This is a genomic window from Lysobacter sp. ESA13C, from assembly GCF_019970005.1.
GTDB classification, from domain to species: domain Bacteria; phylum Pseudomonadota; class Gammaproteobacteria; order Xanthomonadales; family Xanthomonadaceae; genus Lysobacter; species Lysobacter antibioticus_B.
In genome coordinates this window covers 196123-207876 of the sequence record NZ_JAHXYK010000009.1, presented here as the reverse complement: position 1 = coordinate 207876, position 11754 = coordinate 196123, and the positions used below count along the sequence as shown (strand labels likewise).

Genomic DNA, 11754 nt, shown 5'->3' with positions numbered 1-11754 from the left:
TTCGCCGCTGCACGATCCAAGCGCCATTCCAGGTTCGCAGCCTGGCGTCGTTCGGCCTCGCGTCGGCCGAAGCCTCGCTGCGTTTCGCGCGCCGTCTGCGGCGCGTTCCGTTTCGCTACTCGACCCTCATGACCGACGAAAACGATATCGACCGCACCTTCGCCCGGCTGGTCGAAGCGGCCAGGCACCAGGACGGCGCCGCCTTCAAGGCAGCGACCCAGGAGTATGCCCAATCCGCCGACGGCCAGGCCTGGTTGCAAAGCGGTCACGACCGCTACCAACAGATCAAGGCGGAACTCCAGGCGCGGGCGCAAGCTCCGCAGTCGCCGCCGGGCGGCCCGAGCTCCAGCCCGAATTCGGGCCCGTAACCTCTCTTAGGGAGAACCATCGTGCAGGACGCGCAAGACCTGAAACGACTCGCCGCCGATCTGGCGGTATTTGCCCAACATCTGCAAGACCAGAGCGAGCGCGCGGTGCAGCACGTGGACCGCAGCGCCGAAGAACTGCATCGCGCCGCCCAGGGCGTGGGCGCCGGTGCGCAGGAACTCGCGCAACAGATCGTGCAAGCGGTGCAGGCGCAGGCCCAGGACGCGGTCGGTCGCGGCGCCGAGCTGGCCTTCGGTTCGATCGGCATGCAACTGCGAGACAGCGCCGATACCGCCACGCGCGCGGCGCAGGGGCTGGAAGAGCAACGCAAGAAGCTCGAGCGCGCGCAGCAGAACCTGATCTACAAGAGCGCCGTGGCGCTGCTGATCGGCTCGCTGTTGGCGGTCGGCGGCAGTTGGTATTTCGCACGCAAGTCGCTGCGCCTGATCGAACGCGCCGAGTTCGGCGCCGAGATTCTCGATGCGACCAAGGCCGGCACTCTGACCCGTTGCGACGGCAAGCTGTGCGCGCGCGCCGGCAAGCGCTTCGGCGCCAAGGGCGAGTACGTGCTGATCGAATGACCGGCGAACCGCGCGTGTGGCTTGACGGCTTGCGGGGTTCGTCGCGAGCCGGGGCCGCTCGCGGCGCTCGAGCGGTCCGGCTGTCGCGAGCGCCGCGCCCGAGCGGGCGCGGCGAGGGCCGTCAAAGGAATTCCGCGCGAATCCGGTCGACGTCGAAGGGGGTGACGCCTTCGTGCATCGAAAACACCGTATCGGCTTGATCCGGCGATTCGACCACGCGGCCGCGGGCCTGCGCGTGCAGTTCGAACAAGCTGTGCAGGTCCGGCGTCGCCAATGCGGTCATCGCGCGCAGGATGAGGGAAATGCCGCTCAGGTGGTTGGCCGCGTTGTTCCAGCGCGGATAGCCGCCCAGGCCGATGTCCGTCCAGATGATCTGATCGGTTTCCAGGTCCAGTACGAAGGGCAGGCAGCTTTGCTGGTTCGAGGCCAGATCCAGCCGGTCCTCCACTGTGCGCGCCTCGAACGGTTCGCCCGAGTTAGCGTCGCTGCGCGCCATCCATCCGGCGAAACACTCCGGCAAGTCGCAATAGGGCTGCTCGGTGTAGCTGTGGATGCTGACCACGACGAAACGCAGGCCGAGCCCGCGCAAGCGCTGCAGATCCAGGTCGATGAACTCGGCGGCTCCCTGCGGCGCATCGACGATGTCGCCGCTGTGATGGCCGCCGTAACCGCGCAGGTTGTAGTAGGCGACGACGTCGCGAAACACGAACTCGCGGTCGAAGAACGCCGCCGACAGATCGATATCGGTGCGCTGGCGGCCGTTGCTCCACCACAGGAACAGGCGGATGAAACGCGTATCGGGCAAAGGCAGGCGGCTGCCGCGCACCAGGGTGCGCAGCGCACGCGAGGCCGAGCGCTGCGCCAGCGGCGCGCGCATATGCGCCAGGGCCGGATCGATGTAGCAACGGCCCAGCGGCGGCAAACGCGCGAAGCGGGCGCGCAGTGCATCGCGGCAGACGGCGATGGCATCGCTCAGGACCCGGGCGTCGATCGGCGCGCGCTGGTCCTCAAGCGACCAGGCGCGCGCGGCGTCGCCCTTGGGAAAGAAGGTGCGCAGCGGCGATCGCCCGCGATGTTCGAACTGGCTCAAGGCCTGCAGCAGGACCGGTGTCGACACCTGTTCGGCGACGGCACGGAAACGGTCCAGCACCGGCTGCGGTTCGGTACCGCTGCGCAGCAGATGATCGAGCCGGCGCGCGAACTCGCCCGGACGCGCGGCGAGCCGTTGAGCGACCGTGCCGGTGCGGCCTTGCTCCAGCGCATGCTCGATTGCGCCGTTGAAAGTCGCGAACGGCAGGTCTTCGCGCAGTACCTGAAAGGCGCGCCAGGTCTTGGGAAAGCGTTCGCGGTAATCCCCCGGATGCAGCACTTCGCCCAGGCGTTTCCAGCGCTCGCGCCAGCGACGCATGTCTTCGGTGGGATCGTCGAAGCCCTCCAACTGCTGCAGCAGAAAACGGCGCTCGCCGCGTTTCATGCGTTTGAAGCGGGTCGGCCCGGCCAGCGACACATCGCCTTCGCTGAGCGCCACCGCCAGGCGCAAGGTGTCGGTCGCGGTTTTGAGATGGGTTCGCAGGAACGCGTCGGTGGGCTCGCCGGGCGCATGGCGCAGCAGGCCCGCGCCGATGACGGCCAGGTTTTCCTTGAACGGAATCTCGACAGGCAGCAGCCGGACGACCTGTGCGCGGTACTGGGCGATGAACCAGCCCAGGTCGGCTTTGTCCTGCAGCGACAGCGATGTGCGCGAGGCGGCGAGTGTGGTGCAGATGTTCTCGTAGTCGTCCAGCGTGCCCAGCTCGATCTCGCGCGGGGCGCGGCCGTTGAGCAGCGGCACGGTTTCGGCCGGTTGTTCCAGGTGCAGTCGGCGCCGGGTGACGTAGTGATACACCGCGCGCATGTACAACTCGGCTTCGGCCAGGGCCAACGAGCCCCGGGGGAAATCCGGGAACAGTGGCCGGTGCTCGCGGTGGGCGCCGGTCATCGCCGCCAGATGCTTACGCAATTCGCGCAGGACGCGGGTGAGTTGCTCGGTCGACAAGGTGCCGAGTCGTTCGATCACCGCTTCGGACAAGACGAACCCGAACGCTTCGGTTTCCTTCTGCACCATCGCGACTTGCGCCGCGCTTGCGCCGCCGTCGCCGGCCTTGAGATACAGCTTGCCGCGCCGGCGCAGATAGATTCCGTTCATGCCCCTCTCCAATGAAAAGCCCGCCGGGAGGCGGGCGATGTGGGAAGCGGACACCCTAGTTTCAGAGTAGAAGGAAGGACGCCCATAGCCACGAGGCCGAGCATAGCCGAGCCTCGCGAGAATGAGAACGCCGCCGATCGGCGGCGAATGGCAGGTCAATCAGGAGGGCGCCATGGCTGCGCGTTCGGCCAGGCCCGACTGGCGCTTGAGCAAGGCGATCGCGAGCAACAGCATCGCCATCGGCAGCAAGGACAGATAGAACGCGGTGCCGCCGCCGATGCGGGCGAACAACTGGCCGGTGATGAACGAACCGGTGGTGCCGCCGAGCGCCGAGAACACCACGATCAGGCCGGTCATCGCCGCGTGCCGCGACTTCGGTAGCGAGCTCAGCACCACCGAATTGATCGCCGGATAGATCGGCGCCATGAACAGCCCGATCAGCGGGAACACGTAAGCCGCCAGCGGTGCGTGCGCCCAGCTCATCGCCGGGTCGGGCTGCAGGTTGCGCGCCAGCGGCAGCGCCAGCAGCACCAGGGCCGCCATCGCCAGCACGCAGACCATCAGCAGCCAATGCCAGGGTACGCGGCGCAGGGCCACGCCGGCAGCGAGCCGGCCGAGCGCCAGCGACACCGCGAAGATGCTCGCCGCCTGCACGCTCATCGTGGTCGGCAGGTGCAGGATTTCGCGATTGAAGGTCGGCAGCCAGGTGCCGACGCTTTGTTCGATCAGCACGTACAGGAAGGCCGAGACCAGGAACACCGCGACCAGCGGCTGGGCGACCAGGCGGAACATGTCGAGAAACGAATCGCCGACCGCGTGGCCGTCGCTGGCGGCGCGTTCGTCCATGCGCGAGGTCGCGAGCAGGACCAGGATCGCCGCGGCGATCGCCGCGAGCAGCCAATACACGCGCAGCCAGACCGGGTCGCCGGGCGATTGCGGATCGATGAACCAGGCGAAGATCCAGTAACCGGCGAGCACGCCGACCATGAACCAGCCTTCGATGGTGCTGGTCAGGCTGGCGTGCGCCTGCTTGTCCTCGGTGAGCAGGCCGATCGAGGAATACACCGAAACCTTGACCAGGGCGAAGGACACGCCGGTGGCGACGAACAGCAGCTTGGTTATCCAGAACGACGCCAACAGCGGCATCAGCAGACAGGCCGCGCCGACGAAGCCCAGGCCCAGCATCATCGCGCGGCGATAGCCCAGGCGCGGCATCAGCGAGGCGGTCAGGAACGAGACGATGGCGATCGGCAGGTCCTTGAAGGCCTCCAGGATGCTGGCGTCGCTCTTGCTGACGCCGAAGCCCTGGATCGATTGCAGGATCACCGTGCCGACGCTGTTGAGCAGGATCCCGAACACCATGTAGGTGAGGATCATCGCCAGGATCATGCGGCCTCGGTTCATGCGGGCGTGGCTCCGGTGAGCGGTCCGGCCTCGGGCCGGAGCAGCGGGTGAGCGATCCGGCGCGAGGCCGAAGCAGCGAGTAAGCGATCCGGCGCGGCGCCGGACCAGGAGATAAAAGACCGTTCGCGACGGTTTGCCAAGTGCGCACGCCGGAGAGAGGGGGAGGGCGGGAGCTTCGGGCAAGGCCGACGCGAACGGTGAGGTAAGAGGAGACCGCGCAGGCGACGTCGGGCCGCCCGCTGGAACTCCGCGCCGCCGCCGTGCGGCGACGCGGAGTCTGGATCACCAGCGGTACGCGGCCGAGAACAGGTAGGAGCGGCCTGCGATCGGGCGGCCCATGAACACGCCGCCGGTGGCCGCGCCGGGCACGCGCACGTTGCCTTCGGTCAGGCCGAGTTCGTTGGTGACGTTGCTGCCGGTGAGCGCGAACTCCCAATTCTCGCCGACGTGCATGTTCGCGCCGACGTCGAGCGTGTGGTACGAGGGCAGCTTCTGGGTGTTGGCCAGGTCGGCGTAGCGGTCGCCGATGCGCGAGTAGGTCGCGAACACCTTCAGGTCGCCGAACGGCAGGTTCCAGAAATAGCTCGGGGTGAAGCGGAACTGCTGCTTCGGCTGGCGCATCACCTGGTTGCCGGTGAACTCGCGGTAGTTCTCGTACTTGGCGTCCAGCCAGATGCCGGTCAGGGCCAGTTCGAGCCCGCCGACCGGGCGCACCGCCGCTTCCACTTCCACGCCGTAGGCTTCCGAATCGCCCGCGGTGGTGAAGTTGGTGCCGTCGTCGAGGAAGGCCTGGAACGGCGAGTTGGTGAAGCTGTTGTAGAACCCGGTCAAGTACAGATCGTAGACCGAGTTGCCGGCCTTGAAGCCGAGTTCGTACTGGTCGATTTCCTGGGTCTTGGTGTTGCCGTCGCGCAGGTTGTCGAACGCCGGCAGCTTGTAGCCGGAGTTGGCGCGCGCAAACAGGCTGGCGCTGTCGTTGAGCTTGTAGTTCAGGCCGAGGGTCCAGGAGAAATGCTTGTCGTCCTGGTCGATGCGGCGGGAAGTCGGCAGCGACACCGAGGTGGCATTGTCGTAGAGCGTGTTCGGATTGCCGTCCAGATCGACCGAGGCGACGTCGTGCACGGTGCCGTCGACCTGCTGCCACTCGTAGCGGATGCCGCCGTCCAGGCGCAGGCGGTCGTTGATCTGCCACTCGTCGGCGAGGAACACCGCGGTGTTCTGGCCGTCGTAATCGCCGCGCAGCGAGAAGAACGAAGTGCCGGTGAAACCGTCGCGGGTGACCTGGCGGCCGTCGGCGAGGCTCAGATCGATCCGGCGCGCGTTGTTCTGCGCGGTCAGCAGCATGTTGTTGCCGAGGTACCAGGTGTCCTTGGACGAGTAACGCGCGTAGTAGACGCCGGCGGTGAGGGTGTTGCCTTCGAACAGGTCGCGGCTGAAGCGCAGGTCGTTGGTGAACGATTCCAGCTCTTTGTCGACCACCCAGAAACCGGCCGTCAGCACCTGCTGATTCGGGTCGACCGCACCGCCGCCGTTGACGTAGGTGGCGGTGCCGGCGCTGCCGTAGCCGGCGATGAAGTCGGCCATGGTCTTGGGGCTGGCGCCGGTGAACAGGCCGTTGGTCGGCGCGCTGCCGCTGACGTAGTTGACCCGGTCGCTGATGGTCCAGTCGCCGACGTAGAAGTCCATCGACGCGCCGAACACGTCGAGATTGATGCCGCGGCCTTCGGCGAGGTCGCGGGTGATGGTCTGGCCGTTCGGACCGGTCGGCAGGGTCACATGACGGAAGTCGTTGCCGAGCAGGGTGCCGGTCTGTGCGTCCAGGCCCGGGAAGCTCGACAGGCTGCTGCCGTTGTTGCGCGAAAGCAGCGGGATCGGAGTGAAGAAGGCGTTCTTGTCGTTGGTGTGGCGTGCGTAGACCGTCACTTCGCCGCTGTCCCAGCTGTGGGTCAGGGTGGCGCTGAGCTGGCCGCCCTTGTCGGCCGGGAACTGGGTGTCGCGCACGCCGTCGGTGGTGCGGTAGAAGCCGCCGACGCTGTAATACCAGCCTTCGCCGAGCTTGCCGCTGTTGAATAGGTCGACGCGGCGCAGGTTGTCGCTGCCCAGGCCGACGCGGACGCTGCCGGCCGGCTCTTCGCCGCCCTTCTTCTGGATGAAGTTGACCGTCGCGCCGGGCTGGCCGTTGGAGAAGATCGGGCTCGGGCCGCCGCGCAACACTTCCATGCGCTCGATGGTGTCGTCCATGCGGAACAGGGTCGAGTTCTCGAGGAAGGACAGGGTCGGCGGCGGGTACAGCGGCGCGCCGTCCATCTGCACGGTCACGAACGGGGCGTCGCCTTCCGAGGGCATGCCGCGCACGAAGATGTTGGCGCCGGTGCTGCCGCCGGCCGACTCGGCCCAGATGCCCGGCACGACCTTGAGCGCGTCGGCGGTGCTCAGCGGCACCGCTTCCTGGATTTGTTCGAGCGAAGCGGTGGTGATCGAGAAGCTGGCGTCGCGCTTGCGGATGCCCTTGAAGCGGGCGGTGCCGCTGACGATGACCGCGTCGAGGGTGGTCGCCGATTCGCTGCCGCTTTCGGCCTGCGGCGCCGGTGCCGGTGCCGCTGCGGCGGCCTCCTGGGCCAGGGCGTAGCCCGGCGCCAACGCGGCGGCGATCGCCGCGGACAGTGCGAAACGCATCAGTTGGCGTTGCTTGGTAGACGTGTGCTGCATCGTGTTCTCCCCACTCATCTTGTATTGGTTATGCAAACGGATCGATCGGTGGTGGTATCCCCGCCGCGGCAGTACTTGCCGCGCGCGGTCAGGGCAAAACGAAAGCGTCCAGGTCGAAGGAGGCGATATCCGGCAGGCAGGCATCGGCGCGCGCCAGAGCGAGGGCATCGCCGATGCCGACCGCGGCCATCCCGGCCGACTTGATGGCGACCACGCCGGCGGCGGCGTCTTCCAGGCCGATGCACTGCGACGGCGGCACGCCGAGCGCGGCGGCGACAGTCAGGAAGATTTCCGGGTCGGGCTTGGCGCGGGCGATGCGCGCCGAGTCGGCGATGCAGTCGAAGCGGTCGGCGATGCCGAGCCGTTCCAGCAGCGCGCCGGCGTTGCGGCTGGCCGAGGCCAGGCCGAGCTTGAGGCCGCGTGCGCGTGCCTGTTCGAGCAGGCGCTCGACGCCGGCGAACAGATCCTTCGGCGCGACCTCCCGGATCGCTTCGACGTAGTAGGCGTTTTTGCGTTCGGCCAGGGCGAGCTTTTCGTCGCGGCCGAGCACGCGCCCGGCATGGCGCAGGATGATCTCGAGCGAGGCCATGCGGTCGACGCCCTTGAGCAGTTCGTTGACCTGCTCGTCGAACGGCAACCCTTCCTCGTCGGCCATGCGCTTCCAGGCGCGGTAATGGGTCTGGGCAGTGTCGGTGAGCACGCCGTCGAGGTCGAAGATCAGGGCGCGCGCCGGACGCGGAAAGGCGAGCGGGGCGGGGCCGCCGGGGGCCGCCAGCGGCGCCCGCAGGCTCGCACCGAGATTCAGTTCGATGCCGCGGCCTTCGTGTTCGATCGTCAGCAGCGCGCCTTCGAGCAAGCGGTATTCGACGCCGTCGCGGCTCACCCGCAGGCGCAGGCGCCGGCCCTGCCAGCGCAGGCCGAAGCCGTAGCCGTTCCAGCCGGCCGGCAGGGTCGGGGCGAAATGCAGCGCACCGTCGACCGCGCGCAGGCCGGCGAAACCGGAGACCAGGCCGAGCCAGGTGCCGGCCAGCGCGGCCATGTGCACGCCGTGGTCGGTATTGCCGTGCAGGTCGTCGAGATCGACGCGCAGGTTCTCGGCGAAATAGTTCGCCGCTTGTTCGGCATGGCCGACTTCGCTGGCGAGGATGCCGAACACCGAGGCCGACAGGGTCGAGTCGTGGGTGGTCACCGCTTCGTAGTAATCGAAGCTGCGGCGCTTGACCTCCGCGGGAATGCCGTCGCCGGCCAGCACCAGGGCCATGATCACGTCGGCCTGCTTGCAGACCTGATGGCGATAGAGGGTGAGCGGATGGAAGTCGAGCAACAAGGGGCGATGCTCGCCCTCGTGCTTCGGGAACGGCCAGCGCGGCTTGTCGAGGAAGGTGTCGTCCTGAGCGTAGATGCCCAGGGCTTCGTCGTAGTGCAGGTACATGGCCTCGCCGGCGCGGCGCCAGCTCTCGACTTCGTGCGCGTCCAGGCCCAGCCGCGCCGCCAGCTCCGCGACTTGTTGCGGGCGCTCGCGGTGCAACTGCTGCCACACCTGCACTGCGCGCAGCAGGTGCTGCTGGGCCATGCGGTTGGTGTAGAAGTTGTTGTCGACCAGGGCGGTGTATTCGTCCGGGCCGGTGACTTCGTGGATGCAGAACGCGCCGCCGCGGCGCGGGTTGAAATGGCCGATCTGCGGCCAGATGCGCGCAGTCTCGAACAGGATCTCGGCGCCGCTTTCGAGCAGGAAATCGACATCGCCGGTGGCGTCGACATACAGCCCGATCGCGTAGGCGACCGCGGCGTTGATGTGATACGCCGCCGAACCCGATGGATAGTGCGCCGAGCATTCGCCGCCGGTGATCGTGCGCCACGGGAACAGCGCGCCGCGCGGATGGTTCATCTCGCGCGCGTGCCGGCGCGCCGGCTCCAGCGCGAGGTAACGCGCATGCAGCATGGCGCGGGCGACCTCCGGTGCGGTGTACACCATGACCGGCAACATGAAGGCTTCGGTGTCCCAGAAATAATGGCCTTCGTAGCCTTCGCCAGTGAGGCCCTTGGCGGCGGTGCCGCTGACGCCGTCGCGGCCGGCCGATTGCAGCAGGTGGAACAGGTTGAAGCGCAGCGCCTGTTCGGCGGACGCATCGCCATCGATGAATAGTTCGGCGCCGTCCCAGAATTCGGCCAGGGCAGCGGCCTGTTGCGCGGCCAGGGCATCGAACCCGGTGGCGACGGCGCGTGCGGTCGCCTGCGTCGCGCGTTCGGCCAATTCGCTGTCTTCGCTGCCGCTGGCGTAGGCGACGAATTTTTCCAGCGTCAGCGAAGCGCCGGGCTGCAGCGCGCCGTCGTAGCGTTGCAGCACGTGTTCGTCGGCGCGTTCGGCCGCGCCGAAACCCAGGCCGTGGTCTAGGCGATGGGCCTGCGCGCAGGCCACGCGCACGTTGCTGTGGCGGGTCGACTGCAGGACGTGGGCGCCGTGTTCGTCGGCCTGCGCCGACAGCAGGCGCAGGCCTTCCGACACCGCCACGCCGATGCGCGGGTCGTCGCCCTGTTCGGCGGCCTGGTGGCCGCATTCGATCGCCGAGGCCAGGCTCAGCGGGCCGCTGTAATCGATCGATTCGACCCGGTAACGGATCGCCAGCAGGTCGACGCCGGATATCGCGGCGTCGAAGGGCAGCACGCGTTCGGCGTGGATCTGCAGGGTCTGGCCCTGGGCGGTGCGCAGATGCAGGCGACGGCTGAGGCGGCCGCTGCGTAGGTCGAGTTCGCGTTCGAACCCCAGCCACTGCGCGGCATCGATATCCAGGCGTTGGTCGCCTAGCCAGACCGCGATGCGCTGGCCGTCGGCAACCGGCAGGCGGGTGTCGGTGCTGCGGGCGAAGCCCGGGAATCGTTCGTGGTAGTGGATCGGGTGCTTTTCGTAGACCGAGGCCAGGAAGCTGCCGTCACTGCCGCCGTCGGCTTCCTCGAAGCCGCCGCGCACGCCGAGCGAGCCGTTGGCGAGGGCGAACAGGGTTTCGTCGCGGCGGCGCTGGGACGGGTCGAAGCGGTCCTGGCGCAGGCGCCAGGCATCGGCCTCGGAGGAAGCAGGGGGAAGGTGCGGTGCGGCTTGGGGCTGGATCACGCGGCGGGACCTGAGTGCGTCGTTGCCGCGGACCGTAGAGAGGCGTTGTTATCGATGTCAAGTTATCGATAACAATCGACTTCAATAGTGTGCCTCAGTGCTTGTTTTCCAAGGCCGGTAGTCGCGTTCCTGGCAAGGCTTAAACGATGTGAATCAGCGATTTAAGCGATTGTTGCGGTGCGGGAAAATCCGCCCGGCTTCGACCCCTTACGACGAAGTTCGCGTTGCGATGCAGCATCGCGCTGCGCATCGGGCCGAAACGCTCAGGTGACGCGCGCCACCAAATGGGTCGGCAGGATTTCCGACTGCGCAGGGCGGCCTTCGATCATCGCCAGGATCTTGCGCGCCAGCGACACGCCGGCGTCGACGAAGTTCTGGTGGATCGAGGTCAGCGGCGGCAGATAGGTCGCGCCGAGCGGGGTATCGTCGTAGCCGATCACCGAGACGTCCTCCGGCACCCGCCGGCCGCGCTCGATCAGGGCGCGGATCGCGCCGATCGCCAGTAGGTCGCTGGCCGCGAACAGGGCGTCGAACTGCGGGTGCTCGTCGAGCAATTGGTGCACCGCCTGGGCGCCGGCGCTGACGGTGAAGTTGGCCACGTTCGGGGTCAGCGGCACGATGCCGTGCTCGGCCAGAGCCTCGACGAAACCGTCCAGGCGCTCTGCGAATTCGCCGTGGGCGCTGTCGCCGAGGAATACCGGCCGGCGCCGGCCCAGGGCCAGGAAGCGCTCGGCGGCGAGCTTGCCGCCGCGGTGGTTGTCGCTGCCGACCACGACCTGGGTCTCGTGGCGGCTGACCGCGCCCCAGACCACCATCGGCCGGCCCCAGCGCTGCACCTCGTGCATGGCGTCTTCGTGCGCGCCCTGGCCGAGCAGGATCACCCCGTCGGCGGCCTGCACGCTCGGCAGGGCGCCGCCCTGCAGTGAGGTCAACAACACGCTGTAGCCGGCCGAGGTCAGCTCCTGGCTGATGCCGCCGAGCAAGTCCAGCGGGTAGGGCCCGGACATCTGCCGCTCGACGGTCGGCTTCATCTCGACCACTACCGCCACGGTCATGCTGCGGCGCAGGCGCAGATTGCGCGCGCTGATGTTGAACTGATAGCCCTGTTGCTCGGCCAATTCCTTGATCTTGGCCCGGGTCTCGGGATTGACCAGGGGACTGTCGCGCAGGGCGCGCGAGACGGTGATCGCGGAAACGCCCGCCAGCTCGGCCAGATCGGCCATGGTCAGGTGTTCGCCGGCCTTGCGGGCCGGATTGGGGTCGCTCGGACGGCTGCTGCGAGAGCTCATGCGATGCCGTGTCACTCCCTGTCATGGCGGCGGGCGAATGCGGTCGATTCGCCGAATCGGCCATGTTTACCATGAACGCGTGGCGGGACGGAGCCCGTCCGGCGCGGCGGC

The 11754-nt window shown here is 67.8% G+C and carries 7 protein-coding genes; 2 read left to right on the top strand and 5 right to left on the bottom strand.

The genetic code is table 11. From position 1 onward, the window contains the following. Window positions 1–128: 128 nt before the first annotated feature. Both LC490_RS18265 and LC490_RS18260 read left to right on the top strand, forming a co-directional pair. Window positions 129–368 carry a hypothetical protein gene (locus tag LC490_RS18265; RefSeq protein WP_223621114.1) on the top strand — a complete coding sequence of 80 codons (240 nt, stop codon included), beginning with the start codon at window positions 129–131 and terminating at the stop codon, window positions 366–368. Window positions 369–389: 21 nt separating this feature from the next. After that, window positions 390–947, top strand: a complete 558-nt coding sequence (locus LC490_RS18260; protein WP_223621113.1) for a hypothetical protein — start codon at window positions 390–392, stop codon at window positions 945–947. Between the two features lie 121 nt (window positions 948–1068). On the opposite strand, the gene LC490_RS18255 is transcribed toward LC490_RS18260, so the two are convergent. The 5 genes from LC490_RS18255 to LC490_RS18235 form a co-directional block, all read right to left on the bottom strand. Further along, window positions 1069–3132 (bottom strand): TerD family protein, encoded by a 2064-nt coding sequence (locus LC490_RS18255; RefSeq protein WP_223621112.1) that lies wholly within the window; start codon window positions 3130–3132, stop codon window positions 1069–1071. 159 nt (window positions 3133–3291) lie between these two features. Next, window positions 3292–4536, bottom strand: coding sequence for an MFS transporter (locus LC490_RS18250; RefSeq protein WP_223621111.1), 1245 nt, complete (start codon window positions 4534–4536; stop codon window positions 3292–3294). A 282-nt stretch (window positions 4537–4818) separates the two neighbouring features. Then, window positions 4819–7212 carry a TonB-dependent receptor gene (locus LC490_RS18245; RefSeq protein ID WP_223621135.1) on the bottom strand — a complete coding sequence of 798 codons (2394 nt, stop codon included), beginning with the start codon at window positions 7210–7212 and terminating at the stop codon, window positions 4819–4821. A gap of 121 nt (window positions 7213–7333) precedes the next feature. Next, window positions 7334–10354, bottom strand: a complete 3021-nt coding sequence (pgmB, locus tag LC490_RS18240) for a beta-phosphoglucomutase (RefSeq protein ID WP_223621110.1) — start codon at window positions 10352–10354, stop codon at window positions 7334–7336. 263 nt (window positions 10355–10617) lie between these two features. After that, entirely contained in the window at window positions 10618–11643 is a 1026-nt protein-coding gene (locus tag LC490_RS18235; RefSeq protein ID WP_036148018.1) for a substrate-binding domain-containing protein, read from the bottom strand. Window positions 11644–11754: the final 111 nt, after the last annotated feature.

Excerpts from the sequence above, each read along its gene's own strand:
- LC490_RS18265 (WP_223621114.1), top strand. The coding sequence starts at position 129 with ATGACCGACGAAAACGATATCGACCGCACCTTCGCCCGGCTGGTCGAA.
- LC490_RS18255 (WP_223621112.1), bottom strand. The coding sequence starts at position 3,132 with ATGAACGGAATCTATCTGCGCCGGCGCGGCAAGCTGTATCTCAAGGCC.
- LC490_RS18250 (WP_223621111.1), bottom strand. The coding sequence starts at position 4,536 with ATGAACCGAGGCCGCATGATCCTGGCGATGATCCTCACCTACATGGTG.
- LC490_RS18245 (WP_223621135.1), bottom strand. The coding sequence starts at position 7,212 with ATGCGTTTCGCACTGTCCGCGGCGATCGCCGCCGCGTTGGCGCCGGGC.
- LC490_RS18235 (WP_036148018.1), bottom strand. The coding sequence starts at position 11,643 with ATGAGCTCTCGCAGCAGCCGTCCGAGCGACCCCAATCCGGCCCGCAAG.